The 15,692-nt window shown below is 31.5% G+C and carries 16 protein-coding genes and 1 other annotated feature; of the genes, 10 read left to right on the forward strand and 6 right to left on the reverse strand.

Annotated features, from left to right (window positions below):
• Nucleotides 1-3: 3 nt before the first annotated feature.
• Nucleotides 4-1,020: a cytochrome d ubiquinol oxidase subunit II gene (locus ACX6U0_RS11410; protein WP_464960053.1), complete on the forward strand. Its 1,017-nt coding sequence runs from the start codon at nucleotides 4-6 to the stop codon at nucleotides 1,018-1,020.
• A 148-nt stretch (nucleotides 1,021-1,168) separates the two neighbouring features.
• On the opposite strand, the gene ACX6U0_RS11415 is transcribed toward ACX6U0_RS11410, so the two are convergent.
• The 3 genes from ACX6U0_RS11415 to ACX6U0_RS11425 are packed head-to-tail and all read right to left on the reverse strand — an operon-like array spanning nucleotide 1,169 to nucleotide 3,266.
• Nucleotides 1,169-1,822, reverse strand: a complete 654-nt coding sequence (locus ACX6U0_RS11415) for an amino acid ABC transporter ATP-binding protein (RefSeq protein ID WP_464960054.1) — start codon at nucleotides 1,820-1,822, stop codon at nucleotides 1,169-1,171.
• A 12-nt stretch (nucleotides 1,823-1,834) separates the two neighbouring features.
• The gene (locus tag ACX6U0_RS11420) at nucleotides 1,835-2,476 is read right to left on the reverse strand and encodes an amino acid ABC transporter permease (RefSeq protein WP_464960055.1); all 642 of its coding nucleotides are present in this window, start codon (nucleotides 2,474-2,476) and stop codon (nucleotides 1,835-1,837) included.
• Between the two features lie 13 nt (nucleotides 2,477-2,489).
• Nucleotides 2,490-3,266 carry an amino acid ABC transporter substrate-binding protein gene (locus ACX6U0_RS11425; RefSeq protein WP_464960056.1) on the reverse strand — a complete coding sequence of 259 codons (777 nt, stop codon included), beginning with the start codon at nucleotides 3,264-3,266 and terminating at the stop codon, nucleotides 2,490-2,492.
• Between the two features lie 72 nt (nucleotides 3,267-3,338).
• Nucleotides 3,339-3,600, reverse strand: a binding site (T-box leader).
• A 306-nt stretch (nucleotides 3,601-3,906) separates the two neighbouring features.
• On the opposite strand from ACX6U0_RS11425, the gene ACX6U0_RS11430 reads away from it, so the two are divergent.
• The 4 genes from ACX6U0_RS11430 to ACX6U0_RS11445 all read left to right on the forward strand — a co-directional run bounded on the left by ACX6U0_RS11430 (nucleotide 3,907) and on the right by ACX6U0_RS11445 (nucleotide 7,829).
• Nucleotides 3,907-5,064 (forward strand): hypothetical protein, encoded by a 1,158-nt coding sequence (locus tag ACX6U0_RS11430; RefSeq protein WP_464960057.1) that lies wholly within the window; start codon nucleotides 3,907-3,909, stop codon nucleotides 5,062-5,064.
• 347 nt (nucleotides 5,065-5,411) lie between these two features.
• A complete protein-coding gene (locus tag ACX6U0_RS11435) occupies nucleotides 5,412-6,293 on the forward strand; it encodes a radical SAM/SPASM domain-containing protein (protein WP_464960058.1) in 882 nt (293 codons plus the stop codon).
• A gap of 139 nt (nucleotides 6,294-6,432) precedes the next feature.
• On the forward strand, nucleotides 6,433-7,044 hold the full coding sequence (locus tag ACX6U0_RS11440; RefSeq protein ID WP_464960059.1) for an acetate uptake transporter: 612 nt from the start codon (nucleotides 6,433-6,435) through the stop codon (nucleotides 7,042-7,044).
• A gap of 149 nt (nucleotides 7,045-7,193) precedes the next feature.
• Complete coding sequence (locus ACX6U0_RS11445) at nucleotides 7,194-7,829, forward strand: FMN-dependent NADH-azoreductase (protein WP_088001946.1); 636 nt, start codon at nucleotides 7,194-7,196, stop codon at nucleotides 7,827-7,829.
• 33 nt (nucleotides 7,830-7,862) lie between these two features.
• On the opposite strand, the gene ACX6U0_RS11450 is transcribed toward ACX6U0_RS11445, so the two are convergent.
• Together ACX6U0_RS11450 and ACX6U0_RS11455 are read right to left on the reverse strand one after the other, a co-directional pair.
• Nucleotides 7,863-9,086 (reverse strand): ATP-binding protein, encoded by a 1,224-nt coding sequence (locus ACX6U0_RS11450; RefSeq protein WP_464960060.1) that lies wholly within the window; start codon nucleotides 9,084-9,086, stop codon nucleotides 7,863-7,865.
• Between the two features lie 294 nt (nucleotides 9,087-9,380).
• Nucleotides 9,381-10,535 (reverse strand): metallophosphoesterase, encoded by a 1,155-nt coding sequence (locus tag ACX6U0_RS11455; protein WP_464960061.1) that lies wholly within the window; start codon nucleotides 10,533-10,535, stop codon nucleotides 9,381-9,383.
• A gap of 244 nt (nucleotides 10,536-10,779) precedes the next feature.
• On the opposite strand from ACX6U0_RS11455, the gene ACX6U0_RS11460 reads away from it, so the two are divergent.
• The 3 genes from ACX6U0_RS11460 (at nucleotide 10,780) to ACX6U0_RS11470 (ending at nucleotide 13,012) form a co-directional block, all read left to right on the forward strand.
• Nucleotides 10,780-12,060 carry an ATP-binding protein gene (locus tag ACX6U0_RS11460; protein WP_464960062.1) on the forward strand — a complete coding sequence of 427 codons (1,281 nt, stop codon included), beginning with the start codon at nucleotides 10,780-10,782 and terminating at the stop codon, nucleotides 12,058-12,060.
• A gap of 16 nt (nucleotides 12,061-12,076) precedes the next feature.
• Complete coding sequence (locus ACX6U0_RS11465; protein WP_464960063.1) at nucleotides 12,077-12,493, forward strand: HIT family protein; 417 nt, start codon at nucleotides 12,077-12,079, stop codon at nucleotides 12,491-12,493.
• Between the two features lie 201 nt (nucleotides 12,494-12,694).
• Nucleotides 12,695-13,012 carry a hypothetical protein gene (locus ACX6U0_RS11470; RefSeq protein ID WP_464960064.1) on the forward strand — a complete coding sequence of 106 codons (318 nt, stop codon included), beginning with the start codon at nucleotides 12,695-12,697 and terminating at the stop codon, nucleotides 13,010-13,012.
• Between the two features lie 19 nt (nucleotides 13,013-13,031).
• On the opposite strand, the gene ACX6U0_RS11475 is transcribed toward ACX6U0_RS11470, so the two are convergent.
• Entirely contained in the window at nucleotides 13,032-13,442 is a 411-nt protein-coding gene (locus ACX6U0_RS11475) for a hypothetical protein (RefSeq protein ID WP_464960065.1), read from the reverse strand.
• A 65-nt stretch (nucleotides 13,443-13,507) separates the two neighbouring features.
• On the opposite strand from ACX6U0_RS11475, the gene ACX6U0_RS11480 reads away from it, so the two are divergent.
• A complete protein-coding gene (locus ACX6U0_RS11480; RefSeq protein ID WP_464960066.1) occupies nucleotides 13,508-14,182 on the forward strand; it encodes a Dph6-related ATP pyrophosphatase in 675 nt (224 codons plus the stop codon).
• Between the two features lie 99 nt (nucleotides 14,183-14,281).
• Nucleotides 14,282-15,688, forward strand: coding sequence for a glycoside hydrolase family 1 protein (locus ACX6U0_RS11485; RefSeq protein WP_464960067.1), 1,407 nt, complete (start codon nucleotides 14,282-14,284; stop codon nucleotides 15,686-15,688).
• Nucleotides 15,689-15,692 lie beyond the last annotated feature (4 nt).

Below are 15,692 nucleotides of genomic sequence, written 5' to 3' on the forward strand. Positions count from 1 at the left end.
ACTATGAATACTGAGTTATTAGGAATTATTGTGTTATGGACATTTCTTTATGGATATATTATCGTAGCGTCTATTGATTTCGGAGCGGGTTTTTTTGCTTACTATGGAAAAGTTACGAAAAAAGACCATCTGATTAGTAATATAATTAGTAGATATTTATCTCCTGTTTGGGAAATTACGAATGTGTTTTTTGTTTTCTTCTTTGTCGGTATCATCGGTTTTTTTCCTAGTGTAGCATATTACTATGGAACGGCTTTATTGATTCCTGGAAGCATCTCTTTAGTGTTATTAGCCATACGTGGATCGTTTTATGCGTTTTCAAATTATGGTTCAAAGGAAAATAAAATTTATCTCTTTTTATATGGAGCAACTGGATTATTAATACCTGCATCTTTATGTACGGTTCTCACCATTTCTGGTGGTGGCTATATTGTTGAAAAAAACGGTGTTGTAGAATTTCTGGCAGAAAAGCTATTAACAAGTATTTATTCCTGGAGTGTAGTCATCATTGCAATCATTTCAGTACTGTACATTAGCGCTACATTTTTAACCTATTATGCCAGCAAAGCGAAAGATGAAGGTGCATTAGCAATCCTTAGGCAATATGCGTTATTTTGGACAGTTCCAACAATATTATCAAGTTTCTTAGTGTTTGTTGGTTTAAGAGATAACAATCTACACTTTTATCAAAATATTATTGATCGTTATTGGTGGATGTTTTTATTATCATTAATTTGTTTCCTGATTGCTTCTTTATTAATTTTGTTAAAACGCTATTATGGAATTGCCTTTCTATTTGTCATGCTTCAATTCTTCTTTGCATTTTTTGGGTATGGTGCTGCACATCTACCATATATTTTAGACCCGTATATAACAATCTATAATGGCTATACAAATGAAACATCTGGTACGATGTTAGTCATTGTATTTGTCCTAGGCTTGCTTTTATTAGTTCCTTCGTTACTATTTTTGTTTAAATTATTTTTATTTGATGCTGAGTATGTTCAAGGGAAAAAATAAAAGGGGAGACCTGAAATGCACTCTTCTAACAAACAGGAAAAGCGGCTAGTCATCTTATGTTTTATCGTTGCATTTATTATGATTCTATCGTTTATAAGTAAATTATTTCATTAAAAAAATCCTCCATTTGTTGGAGGATTTTTGTTGTTTAATCATTCGTTATAATATTTCCTTCTTTAACGATTAAAGTGCGTGTTGAAACATTTTTAGCAAATTCCATATCGTGAGTAATGACTAATATGCTCATCCCTTCAGCTGCAAGGCTCTTCATAATAGAAGCTACTCCATTTGTTAATTCTGGATCGAGAGCGGAAGTAGGTTCATCAAAACAAAGTATTTTAGGCTGAAGTGCACATGCTCTTGCTATGGCAACACGTTGCTGTTGTCCACCAGATAATTCAAACGGATAAGCATCTGCTTTTTGACCTAAACCGACCTGCTCTAATAAAGTAAGCGCTCGACGTTTAGCCTCTTCATTATTCAAGCCTAATACTAGTATTGGGGCTTCAATAATGTTTTCAAGTACTGTTTTATGAGGAAATAAATTAAAGTTTTGAAAAACAAGGCCAACATCTTTTCGAACTTTTAATAAATCTTTTTGTGATTGTATGATTTGTCCATCAATTTCAATTGTTCCACTATCAAAGTTTTCTAGGCCATTAACGCAGCGTAGGATTGTTGTTTTACCTGCTCCGGATTGACCTAATAGAGTGACAATTTCACCTTTATTTACTTCAAAAGAGACTTCTTTTAAAACAGTTTGTTTTCCAAATCGTTTTGTTAATGAATTTACTTTTAACATGAAAGTCCCTCCTTACTCATAATACGAAAATCGATTTTCTAATCGTTTAAAGATATTCGTTAAAATAGCCGTTAAAAGTAGATATAAAACAGAGACAAATAGTAAAGGAATTAATGAAGCACTCGTATTTGATGCGATTTTTGCCACACGCAGCATATCATCAAGCCCAACAACATAAACCAGTGCAGAATCTTTTATGAGTGTGATGACCTCATTCGATACTGGTGGTAGTACCTTTTTTGTCATTTGCGGTAAGATAATTCTTTTGAAAGCTTGAGATTTGCTAAGTCCTAAAACTTCAGCAGCTTCATATTGTCCTTTATCAATTGATTGAATGCCAGCTCTAAATATTTCACCAAAATATGCAGCATAGTTTAGTGTGAAGGCAATGATGACCGTAGTAAAACGATCAAAGACTATGCCGATTAAAGGTAAGCCGAAAAATATAAATATTAATTGTAAAAGGAGAGGTGTCCCTCTCATTACAAGGATATATGATTGTATGAATGTTCTAAGTGCTTTGTTTCGTGATAATCTGCCAAGTGCAATGACAATTCCAAGTGGGATGGATAACGCTAGCGTAATCACAAAGATTTCTAGCGTTACTGTTAGCCCATCCAACATTGAAGGAATTAAGGATATGATTGTTTCCATCGTGAATGCTCCTTTATTTCAATGTGCCAAACCATTTTTGATAAATTTTGTCATACGTTCCATCTTTTTTCATTTCATTAATTTGTTTATTAATTTTATTTAGTAATTCTTTATCGTCTTTTCTAACACCAATTCCGTAATCTTCTTCACCAAAATTATCTTCTAAAATTTTATATTTACTTTCGCCACGTTTATTCATGTAGTAGCGTGCTAATGTTTCATCTGCAACAACAGCATCAACACGTTTTGCTTCTAAATCCATTAATGCTTGATTATTGTTTTCGTATAATACAGGCTTGCCATCTTTGAATGAATCGACTAAGTCTTTCTCTTTATTAACAGCTTCTAAAGAACTTGAACCTTCTTGAATCCCAACAATTTGACCTTTAAGATCTGATTTTGATTGAATGTTTGAATTTGCTAGCGTGATTATAACTTGTCTATTACTTAAGTAAGCTTTTGAGAATTTCACTTTTTTCTTTCGTTCGTCAGTAATTGAATAACCATTCCAAATTGTATCGATATTTCCAGAGATTAATTCAGTTTCTTTCATTGACCAATCAATTGGTTGGAATGTTACTTTCATATTTTCACGTTTAAATACTTCTTTTGCCAAATCAATATCAAACCCTACAAATTTACCTTGATCATCTTTAAAACCCATTGGTACAAAAGTATCGTCTAAACCAAGGACTACTTCATTTGCATTTCTTTTTTCTTTACCACAACCTGAAACGATTAAAATTGATATCATAAGCACAATTATTGCTGTTATATATTTGTTTTTCATTTTTCTCTCTCCTTAAAATAGTAATTTATTTTTATAAACAAAAAACTCCCGCCCTCTAGCTATATAGTATAGCTAGAGGACGGGAGTATTACTCACGTGGTTCCACCTCTAATTTATTGATACCTCACGATACCAACCTCTTCGAGTACAGCATTTGCGTACACTCTAGCACGATAACGGGTGCAAAGGATTCCGGAAACAGTCTACTACCTAAAAAGGGTTCGGTGCTCAGCTCAGAGATGTGTTCAAAATATTGTCTTATGCCCCTCGCACCAACCGGGAACTCTCTGTTTAAGAACTTAATATTTTTACTATTTCTCATCATTGCTTTAAATGAATTGTATTATAGATTTGATTAATTACTGCAGTTAAAAAATCAAACCAGTTATTGTTTTGCGATGAACAAATAATATTACAAGATGCAAATAACTGTCAACCCATTTAATTTGAAAAAATATGACCTTTGTAAAACTTTTCCACATAAACATTTGAAAAATCATGTGATTGTCGAAAGATTTTTATTGAAAAATCATTAATATTATCTATTTTTAACCGTTATTATTTTTGAATAAGTTTTATCCAAATATTTCAAGATACAATACAATTTTAAAAAAGTAAATGAAACTTAGGGGGAATAAAAGTGTTAAAAAAAATCATCGCTTTAATCATTGCACTTTTTATTTTTTTCAGCGTAAATTCTGGCTGGACGAAAGCAGAAACACTCTATTTAGATACATTCATAAACGCTATTCCACTAAGTTTTGATAGTTCAGATGAATTGTCTGAGGCATATACATCGGGTGTGCTAAATCAACAGGGAGATGCAAAATACTATTCAATCAATATGCTAAAAAATGGTGAATTGTATTTTAGTATGCAACAAAATCCTTCTGTTGAAATCGGTGTTACTTTATTCGATTCAAACGGTATGGAATATGAAACATACTATGCGGATAAAGGTGTTAAAGTAGAGAATTTATTTGGTCAGGGATTAGTAAAAGGAAATTACTATATCAAGGTTTTTGTGTATGAAGGAACAGGTGTTGAATTACCTTATCAATTACATGTGACGCGTTTTTATGGTGATGATGTCGAGTTTGAAACAAATAACACAATCGAAACAGCAACACCGATTAAGATAGGGCAATACTACCTCGGTTATACCGATCAATTAGATACTAGTGATATATTTCGTTTTAAAACAAACAATGTAGGTTTGGTTAATATAAAAGGTACAGCAGCAATTAAATCAGATTTAAATTATAGACTTTTAGATGAAAAAGGACGTTTAATCGAAGCAAAAGTTATAAAGGCAAGTGATCAATACTCATTTTCATCTATCTTCACAAAACAGTTAAAGCCAGGAACTTATTATATCTCCGTTGCTAGTGATAGTAGAGTGTATTCTAATGAGAAATATGAATTTGTTGCTACGTTTATTGAAAGTATAAAGTTTGAAAAAGAGTCAAATAACACGCTTAAACAAGCGAATTCAATTAGTTCAAATATACAATATCACGGACTATTAACCGAGAAATCAGATAAAGATATTTTTAAATTTTACGTTTCAACGACTAAATATGTGAGCGTTTATTTTCATCGTCTAGAAAAGACAGCGTTTAAGATTCATGTGATCAATAGTAAAGGCAGAGTCGTAAAAACATATTCAACTAAAAAAGGTAACGAATCAATTGTAAAACTGGGTGAGCTAAGACTAGCAAAAGGTAGTTACTACTTAGATGTAGAATATAACGAAGGTGAAAGTGAACACGTATTATATCAGTTTTTATTAAAATAGTCTTTTTAACAATAGCATTTAAATATATCGATATAATGTTCAGTGCCTTGAATGAGTCCTCTTTATGGGCTCATTTTTTAATGCCTATTACATTATTAAATTTACAATGAGGATGCTTTCAATATAATCATCAAATGAACTATGTTTTCAAAGTACGGGGCAAGTTCTATTTGAAATGGTAATGATATAAATTTATTACAAATCTGTTCGGTTGGCAAAAATTGTACAGTGTGTTGAATTATCAATATTTATTAGAATGTAGTATGATAGAATGTATGATGTTTTTATACGATAGTAAAAGATTCGTGAATATAGATAAAATAATCAACAAATAGTAGGAGAGCTCAATGAGAAAATTTAAGAAGGTTTATATAGAGATTACAAATATTTGTAATTTAAAATGTAATTTTTGTCCAAGTCCGACGTTGGAACGCCCTTTAAAGTTTTTGGATGAAAAAGCATTTACACATGTTGTAAATTCAGTCAAACCATATACAGATCATATTTATTTTCATTTGATGGGTGAGCCATTTTTAAATAAGCAGCTAGGACGATTTTTAGATATTAGCCATGAGAACGGTCTGAAAGTTAATTTAACGACAAATGGTACGTTAATTAATAAGGTGAAGGATTTATTAATTGAAGCAAAAGGATTAAGACAAATTAACTTTTCACTTCATAGCTTTGAGGCAAATGATTTAACGAAGGATTTGCATGATTATGTAGAAAATATTACAAATTTCATTAATGAAGCAAATGAAAAAAGTGATATGATTTGTGCGATTAGATTATGGAATATGGATAGCGAAGAATTGAAGGCAAGTAATACTTTAAATATCGATATCTTACATTTATTAGAAGAGAAATTAAACTTAGATTTTTCTTTAAGTGAAAGATTACAGGAAACTCACAATATTAAATTACGTAATAATGTTTATTTAAATATGGCTGAAAAATTCCAATGGCCAGATATGGGTAATGATATTATTGATGAAAATGTTTTCTGTTATGGATTAAGAGATCAAATCGGGGTATTAGTTGACGGTACTGTAGTTCCTTGTTGTCTAGATAGCGAAGGGAAAATTCCATTAGGCAATATTTATGAAACATCTTTAGAGGAAATATTAAATTCTGAACGTGCAAGAGCAATTTATGATGGATTTTCTAGAAGATGTGCAGTTGAAGATTTATGTAAAAGATGTGGATATGCCACAAGACATAAGAAATAATTATGCAAAGCGCTTTCTTTTTTTAAAGAAAGTGCTTTTTTTATTGAATTGTTCTGTTATGAAAAAAAGTTATATTAATATCGCAATTTTTATAGTAGTATAGTTTAGTCTGTTTAAAAATTTAGGAGGATTTACATTAATGAAAGATATTCAGCAAGTTAAAATAACAACAGCTGATCCTTCAGCAATTGGCTTATTTGGATTAGCAATGGTTACGTTAGTAGCTTCAACACAAAAGTTAGGCATTACCGATGGTGTTTCTTTAGTTTTACCATGGGCGATATTCTTAGGTGCGATTGCACAACTATTTGCGAGTATTCAGGATTTTAAACATAATAATACATTTGGCGCTACTGCATTTGGTGGCTATGCGTTTTTCTGGCTTGCAGTAGGCACTACTTGGTTAATTCAATTAGGATGCTTTGGTGAGACATTAGCGAATGCTGCTGATGTTAAACAATTAGGTTTTGCATTTATTGGTTATTTAATTTTCTCTATTTTTATGACGATTGGTGCAATGGAAACTCATAAAGTATTATTTATTATTTTTGTACTGATTGATTGTTTATTTATCGGACTTTCATTAAGCACTTTAGGCATTATGGAACATGCAGCTCATACATTTGCGGCTTATAGTGAATTAGGAATAGCAATTATGTCATTTTACGGTTCAGCTGCAGCAGTATTAAATGTTCATTTTGGTAGAGAGTTTTTACCAGTTGGTAAGCCATTTGGTATTTTTAAAAAATAATATGTTAAAAACTAAAACCTTATCTCTTAGTTAAATGAGATAAGGTTTTTTTCATCAATGAAGTATCGAATTTTTATTTATGCAAAAGATAATATAGTGTTTTTAAATTGCTACTAATAAGTTAAAAAAATTGGAAGGTGGAAATTTATATGGCAACAGTTTTGTATATCACAGCACATCCGCATGACAAGACGACATCATACAGTATGGCAGTTGGAAGTGCATTTATCGATAGCTATAAAGCATCGCATCCAGATGATCAAGTAGTACATATCGATCTTTATAATGAACAAATTCCGAATATCGATGCAGAAGTATTTTCTGGATGGGGAAAACTTCAATCTGGCGGAGGATTTGATACATTATCTACAGGTGAACAATCAAAGGTTGGAAGATTGAATGAAATTGTAACTCAATTTGTAGAGGCAGATAAATATGTATTTGTAACACCAATGTGGAATTTTTCTTTTCCACCAGTTATGAAAAGCTATATTGATGCGGTATGTGTTGCTGGAAAAACTTTTAAATACACAGAAAATGGTCCTCAAGGATTATTAGGTGGTAAAAAAGCATTACATATTCAAGCTAGTGGTGGGGTTTATTCAGAAGGTCCTGCAGCTGGTATGGAGATGGGGCACCGTTATATTGGTGTTATTATGAGTTTCTTCGGTATTACTGACTTTAATGGTATTTTTGTAGAAGGTCAAAATGCATTTCCTGATCGTGCTGCTGAAATTAAAGAGCAAGCAATTCAAAAAGCAACTCAAGCAGCGAAGGATTTCTAAGAAAAAAGCTCACTTTTCAGTGAGCTTTTGTTGTTATTCAGGATTGTGAATTGGTAAGTAGATTCTAAAAGTTGTTCCAATACCTTCTTTACTAAAAACCTCGATATTCCCTTTGAATTTTTCAATGATATTATAACAAACTGTTAAACCGATGCCAGTTCCTCTTTCTTTTAAAGAATAAAATGGCGTTCCAAGTTTTTCAATCGTTTCCGGTGACATTCCAATACCAGTGTCAATCATCTCAATAAGTGCATAATCATTTTCGCGGCTTAAATTAATTGTAATATACCCAGGTTCAATCATTGATTCAATAGCATTTTTAACTAAATTAACAAGAACTTGTTTAAACTCTATAGGATTAATCTTTGTGGATAGTATTTCATTCAAATTTAGCTGAAAACCAATATTTTGGCTATTTGCCATTGAGGCTAATAAATCTGTGATATTTAGTATTTCTTGGTTTATTTCTACTTTTTGAATTGTTTCGGTCTGTGGCTTTGCAAGTGACAAATAATCATTGATGATAATTTGAGCGTATTCCAATTCTTTTAGCATTGTTTCAATATAGAACTGGTCATCAGAAGTCATTGTTTTCTTTTTTTGTAAAAGCTGAACAAAGCCTTTCACTACCGTGATTGGATTACGAATCTCGTGAGCAATTGTTGCTGCAAGTTGACCGATAGAATTTAATTGCTTCGCTTGCTGAATTTCATTATGATATGTTTCTAATTCAATAACTTTTGTTTCGGTTTGCAAAAATACAAATAAAAGTATGAATTGAATTGCCAAAAACTCTAAGATATTTCCAACTGGATCTAAAGCAATATATGTAAAGCGATCCTTTAAACTTGTAAAAGTGATTAAGAGAACAAATATTGGACCAATGATTATATTTAATATCCAACCGATATAAAAGGCAACACGATTATATAAAAAGATTGTAAAAATAGGTATAATTGCTACAAAACTATACATTGTTGAAGTCTCAGGGTAGGTCCAAAATTTAATGTAAACGTATAAAGAAGCGATTGTTGTGAATAGAACCTTTGAAAAGGTATTGTCTGTTTTAACAAAATTTATTAAAGCATAAATGACAATACACATTAAGATAATTTGAGTAATAAGTTCTACTGGTTGCTCCTTAAATGTTAATGGAGACAGAATTATTCCGATTGTAAGCAGTGTAACAATTGTAGCCATAAAGATAATATAAATTCTACGACTTCTATTATTGTAGTACTCTGTATTTTTCATCATTTAATTTAATCTCCATTCTAAAATAGAAACTCATACCTTAACATTTTACACTTTTCAGAATATTATTTATAGTTAAAATTAATGTTATTTATAAGAAAATTGTAATATATTTGTTAAATTATGATCTTAGCCAACTGGTTATTATGAATTACTTCTAAGAAGGAGCTATGAAAATTCTCATAATATATCTAAAAAAAGATACATTTTCATATTCATATAAAAACAAAAAAAGCACCTTTAAAGGTGCTTTTAAGTTTGTAGACAAGAATAACAACTCAGATATTCAGACTCTTTTCAATTACTACTCTCTTGAAAAGTAACGTTAATTGTGACAATTTCTGATGGATTACCTGTACGAATGGGTGGTCCCCACGTGCCGAATCCAGAAGAAACGACAAAGTGTGATAGATCTTTTTTCAAATAGCCCCAATCTAATTCGTATAGCTTACGTGTAATGAGGTGATTTGGTTTAAATTGTCCACGATGCGTATGACCTGATACTTGTAGGTCTACACCTAAGCTTGTTGGAATGTCTAAACGATAAGGTTGGTGATCTAATAAGATTATTGGTTTTGTATGATCTATATCTTTTAATAAATCATGTAATTCTAACCTTTTTTTACTTGCTAAGTCTTTTCTACCAACGATATAAAAGCTATTTTCTACTAGTACTTTTTCGTCTAAAAGAATGTGAATCCCTGCATCATTTAAATGATCAACAAGTAAACCTAAATGCCCTCCATAATAATCGTGATTTCCAGGAACAGCATAAGTACCTATATTTGGTTTTAATTTCTTAAAAGTCTCAACCATATTTTCTTCTACGAACGGCGTAATGTCTTCGTCGATAATATCTCCTGCAATCAATACTAAATCTGGTGAAAGTTTATTAATCTCATCGATTAAAAACGCTAATCTTTTATTTGTAACAAGTGTACTTAAATGTAAATCAGATACTAAAACAATCGACAGCTCTTTTGAATATAAATTTGATTTTTCTACGTGAATATCATAATGAATGAATTGTGTATTCAATGCATTTCTTCTTCCTTTTACAATCAGAAAAACAATGGAAAGTATGACGATCGTTCCTAAAGTTATGATTAGTTTTTTAAAAGAGAGAGGTGTAAATGTTAACAACAGCCAACCGACTAAATCAGAAATCAATAATATAAACATTAAATAGTAGATAACGGCTAGCCAGTATGCACCTATATGATGTAAAAACTTAAAAATAGATCTTTGGAGATGCTTTTTAAATACTCTTGATAAAATATAGGAAAAAGTAATCAACCAAAAAATCAACCAATAGATTAGTTTACCAACTGTATGTAACTCGTGCTTTAACAGTGTATTTATGTAAATCCAACCGTGAATTCCTAAATAAAAATTTATCAGTAAAAAGAAAAAGGTAACAATCACAAGATTGATAATGACTCTTCTATTCATAAATAATCCTTTCACTACTTTTTTTATTTGCATTTATAGTATAAATGTTTAAATAAATAAACTCATCTTTTATGTGAGCATAGTCCCAAAAATATTCAACTTATCGTTTACATTAAATGGAGAATTACATAATATGGAAATATTAGGAATAACATCGAATATTAAAGGATTTTTAGAAAATTTGTCGTAATATTAAGATTGTTATCATATAGTGTAAAAACTTCAATCAGCGAGGACTAAAATCATGTTAGTTGAAAAACTTTTATTACATGTCTTAATCATATTAAGTCCAATATTAATTTACAGTATTATTTATGAAAATCACGGGTATAAGGATAAAATTTATCTATTTGGTATGTTTCAAGCAGTGGCAGGATTTCTATGTATGGCGTTTCCGTATCCCGCTTATGGACTTTTTTGGGATTTACGCTATATTCCATTAGCGATTGCTTTCCTATACTGTGGTTTTAGATGGGGTATGTTAACGTTTTTATCAATTCTATTAGCAAGACTCTTATTAGGTGGAGATGCAATTCTTTTTGGAATCATTAGTGTTACTTTGTCTTCATTAGGGGCAATGGTATTATCAAGATGGTTTTGGAGATTCAAACCAAAACAAAGAATTATATTAACAGCAGCCATAGGCTTTTGGCCAGCACTCGTTCAATTTTGCATTTTATTTTCATATTTAATCTTAAACAATGTCAGCTTTAATACTGATTATCGACTATTTGGATTAATTTTAGTATTTATATTAATTGAACTTGTTGCAATCACATTAGCTGCAAAGCTTAATGAGATATTAATAGAAAAAAAGCTTTTACAAAGAGAAATTCAGCGTGCAGAGAAGTTGAACACATTAAGTGAAATGGCAGCATCCATTGCACATGAAGTAAGAAATCCACTTACAGTCGTAAAAGGTTTTCTTCAGTTAATGCAGCAAAATAAAGATCAGCAGTCTGGAGAGTATTTACCATTAGTATTGAGCGAGTTAGGTAGGGCAGAAGGAATCATTAATGATTATTTAAACTTTGCAAAACCACAGTTTGATAAAGTTGAAGTAGTGAATCTGAAGGAAAGTGTTTCAGATGTCGTAACATTATTAGAGCCATTGGCTTTGAAACAAAATGTAAAATTAAAAGGTGAAATTTTAGCTGAACCGTTTTTACATACCGATAAAAATCAATTAAAACAAGCACTTATTAATCTGATAAAAAATGCAATTGAAGCAACAGAATCTGGGGGATATGTGCATACGAAGCTGTATGATAATGGTTACAAAGCAGTCATTACAATACAAGACAATGGTAAAGGGATGACCAAGGAACAACTTTCACGTATCGGAACATTATTTTATTCTACGAAAGAAAAAGGAACTGGTGTAGGAACTACTGTATCAGTTCGTATTATAGAAGCGATGAATGGAACAATCACTTTCTCAAGTAAAATTAATGAAGGAACAAAAGTAACGATTAAATTGCCAAAAGTAGAAATTGTGAATCCGAATAAAGCAAGTAAAGAATGATTATCGGAGGAAAAGGATGTCATACGATATAAATTGTCCGTTTTGTAATCCACTAAAGGATCGTGAACAAAACATCATATTCGAAAATGAATCATGTTATTTTTTACAACATAATTTAGAGCAGGACGTTTTAGAAGGTTGTGGGGTAATCGTTCCGAAAAAACATCGTATCACTACTTTTGATTTAACAAAGGAAGAGTGGAACGATACTTATGAACTGTTACAAAGTGCGAAAGAATATTTAAATGAAAAATTCTCGCCAGATGGATATACTTTAGGATGGAATGTTGGTAAGGTATCAAATCAAACGATTTCTCATAGTCATTTACACATCATCCCAAGATATCATGATGAACCATTTGCAGGAAAAGGTGTTAGAAACTGGATTAAGCAACCTGAAAATAAAAGAGAAAAACTCATTCAAAAAAGGTAAGTACGATGTGTTGTACTTACCTTTTTCGCACTTCATGAAAATGAAAGAAGATGCTAGATACCTCAATACATATGTCTTATATTGGTGATACTCTTATTATAGTTCATCTATATTTTCTGACTAATATTGAAAAGGTTTAAGGTTTATAAAACAGATGTTGTTACACTATATAGTTTGTATTGGTTAAGGAGGGATATAATCGTGTCAGGTACAATTGAGCTTTTTGAAAGTCTTCGTTCTGAATTGATAAACGATTATGATGCAACGAAAGGAAGTATTTTTGGCCATAAGGGTTTAAAAGTGCAAGGGAAAATTTTTGCGTTTTATAATGAACCAAACCTTGTCGTAAAGTTAAAAAAAGAGGATGTTGAAGAAGCATTAAAGGTAGTAGGAACACAAAATTTTGATCCGATGGGTGGTAAACCGATGAAAGAATGGGTTGAGATCCCATACGATCATCAACAATGGTTTGATTACGCATTAAAAGGCATGATGTATGTAAAAAGTTTAATAAAATAAAACCTCCGAATTGGAGGTTTTATTTTATTAAACAAGCCACCATTCCTACGATTGGAATGGCAGTTACTAAAGCATAGCTAATTTTTTCAAGAGCTGAAATAAGAGGCTTTGCTTCTTCTTTTGTAGAATGATGAATAAGTAGTTCTTTACTTTGTCTTCTAATTAGAAAAGCATTAATAGCTGCTACAAATAGAATGAGGATAGCAGGTATCGTACTGTTCATTGTAGAAGATTCTATCCCGTTAAAACCTAGTATGATGAGCAAAATCGGTATTGCTTCAACAACGGCTACGCCAATAAACATTTTTGATTGAATTGTAGCAATCTCTTCTGGTTTTATTGCTATATGCTTTAAAGCGTTTCGTACAACGAGGCTAATCCCTGTCGTAGCAATGAAGCTTGCAATGATAAAATAAATTAAAGCATCCATATTGTCACCTAAAATCGTGTTTTAAGTTAATTATACAAGAAATTATATGAAAGGGGTATGGTGAAATGACTGAAAGAGTTGCAATCTCATGGAGTGGGGGAAAGGATTGTTGTTTGGCACTACATAGACTAATAGAAAGCAAACAAGAAGTCGTTTGTTTATTTTCTATGATTTCTAAAAAAGACGGTCGAAACCATGCCCACGGTACACCTCTTCCTTTCTTGCAAATGCAAGCAGATGCACTTGGGATCCCACTTATTATGATAGATTCAGCTGGGGATTATGAACAATCAATAATAAATGGAATAAAGGAAATGAAGGAGCAGTTCGATATAACAGCTGTAGCATTTGGTACCTTATATGTAGACGAAGATAAAAAATGGAATGAAGAAATAACAATAAAAAGCGGATTAAAGCCACTATTTCCAGTTTGGATTCATCAAAATGAATCGTTAAATTTACTAGATGAATGGCTAAATAGTAACTATGAAGCTATCATTTGTAGAGCAAGAGAATCCCATTTTGATTCGAACATCGTCGGACTAATGGTAAGCGAACAACTAAAAGAGCTATTCATTCAAAAAGGAATATGCGTAATGGGTGAAGGTGGAGAGTATCATACATTTGTAGTAGATGGTCCTTTATTTATTAAAAGGCTAAAGATTACGAATACGGAAACGATAATAAATTCTAATTTATGGTCATTGAATATAAAAGAAATGAAAATGATAGATAAGTAAATTAATAAGTATACTTTTAACTTTAAAAGTATATACTTTTGTTTTGTCGCTCATATATAATAGTAGAAAAGAAAGATTACTAAATTAGGAGTGATCAAGATGAAATATTCATTTGAAAAGGGATTTCTATGGGGAGCAGCTACTTCTGCAACACAAATTGAGGGTGCAGCATTTGAAGGTGGAAAAGGTAAAAATATTTGGGATCATTGGTATGAAATAGATCCAGAACGTTTTTATCAACAAGTCGGTCCAACAGAAGCATCTAACTTTTATGTTACATATAAAGAAGATATTCAAAGAATGAAAGATATAGGATTTAATTCTTATCGTACGTCGATTTCATGGTCACGTTTAATTCCAGATGGTAACGGTGCCGTAAATGAAGAGGCTGTCACTTTCTATCAATCTTTAATAGATGAATTAATGAAGCAGAATATCGAACCAATTATTGGCTTATATCATTTTGACATGCCTTTTGCAATGCAAGAAATTGGTGGTTGGGAAAGTCGTGAGGTTGTTGAAGCGTATAGTCGTTTTGCTCGCATTTGTTTTGAATTGTTTGGAGATCGAGTGAAAAAATGGGCAACTCATAATGAACCAATTGTTCCTGTTGAGGGTGGTTACTTGTATCAGTTTCATTATCCTTGTGTAGTTGATATGAAGCGAGCTGTCCAAGTTGCATACAATACAATGATTTCAAGTGCCATGGCAATTAGAGAGTTTCGTAGCGTAAGTGTAGAACATGGACAAATCGGAATTGTGATTAATTTGACACCGTCTTACCCAAGAGATGCTCAAAACCAGGATGATGTAAAAGCAGCAAATATTGCAGATTTACTCTTTAACAGAAGCTTCTTAGATCCTTCAATAAAAGGTACTTATCCAGAAGAATTAATTTCATTTATAAAAGAAAATAACTTACTTCCTGTTACTGATCCTGGAGATCGTACATTAATTCAGGAAAATACAGTCGATTTCCTTGGGGTTAATTATTATAGTCCACGTCGGATTAAAGCAAAAGAATCTGCTGTTGATTCATCGAAGCCAATTATGCCAGAGTCATTTTTTGATAATTATGATATGCCAGGGAAGAAAATGAATATTTACCGTGGTTGGGAAATCTATGAAAAGGCGTTATATGATATCGCAATTAACATAAGAGACAATTATGGCAATATCCCTTGGTATGTATCTGAGAATGGAATGGGTGTTCAAGATGAAGAGCGTTTCTTAGATGAAAACGGTATTGTACAAGATGATTATCGAATTGACTTTATTAGTGAACATTTAAAGTGGTTACATAAAGGGATTAGTGAGGGATCAAATTGCTTTGGTTATCACCTATGGACTTTTATGGATAATTGGTCATGGTTAAATGCATACAAAAATAGGTATGGATTTTATCGAGTAGATTTAAATAATCATTTTGAACGTAAGATTAAGAAAAGTGGACGTTGGTTTAAACAAGTTGCTGAAAGTAATGAACTAATTATTGAAGATAAATAAGCTT

This window comes from Gottfriedia sp. ABJ_BB2_2 (assembly GCF_055484705.1).

Coding starts and splice junctions, on each gene's coding strand:
- ACX6U0_RS11410 (WP_464960053.1), top strand. CDS start 4: ATGAATACTGAGTTATTAGGAATTATTGTGTTATGGACATTTCTTTAT.
- ACX6U0_RS11415 (WP_464960054.1), bottom strand. CDS start 1,822: ATGTTAAAAGTAAATTCATTAACAAAACGATTTGGAAAACAAACTGTT.
- ACX6U0_RS11420 (WP_464960055.1), bottom strand. CDS start 2,476: ATGGAAACAATCATATCCTTAATTCCTTCAATGTTGGATGGGCTAACA.
- ACX6U0_RS11425 (WP_464960056.1), bottom strand. CDS start 3,266: ATGAAAAACAAATATATAACAGCAATAATTGTGCTTATGATATCAATT.
- ACX6U0_RS11435 (WP_464960058.1), top strand. CDS start 5,412: ATGAGAAAATTTAAGAAGGTTTATATAGAGATTACAAATATTTGTAAT.
- ACX6U0_RS11440 (WP_464960059.1), top strand. CDS start 6,433: ATGAAAGATATTCAGCAAGTTAAAATAACAACAGCTGATCCTTCAGCA.
- ACX6U0_RS11445 (WP_088001946.1), top strand. CDS start 7,194: ATGGCAACAGTTTTGTATATCACAGCACATCCGCATGACAAGACGACA.
- ACX6U0_RS11450 (WP_464960060.1), bottom strand. CDS start 9,086: ATGATGAAAAATACAGAGTACTACAATAATAGAAGTCGTAGAATTTAT.
- ACX6U0_RS11455 (WP_464960061.1), bottom strand. CDS start 10,535: ATGAATAGAAGAGTCATTATCAATCTTGTGATTGTTACCTTTTTCTTT.
- ACX6U0_RS11460 (WP_464960062.1), top strand. CDS start 10,780: ATGTTAGTTGAAAAACTTTTATTACATGTCTTAATCATATTAAGTCCA.
- ACX6U0_RS11465 (WP_464960063.1), top strand. CDS start 12,077: ATGTCATACGATATAAATTGTCCGTTTTGTAATCCACTAAAGGATCGT.
- ACX6U0_RS11475 (WP_464960065.1), bottom strand. CDS start 13,442: ATGGATGCTTTAATTTATTTTATCATTGCAAGCTTCATTGCTACGACA.
- ACX6U0_RS11480 (WP_464960066.1), top strand. CDS start 13,508: ATGACTGAAAGAGTTGCAATCTCATGGAGTGGGGGAAAGGATTGTTGT.
- ACX6U0_RS11485 (WP_464960067.1), top strand. CDS start 14,282: ATGAAATATTCATTTGAAAAGGGATTTCTATGGGGAGCAGCTACTTCT.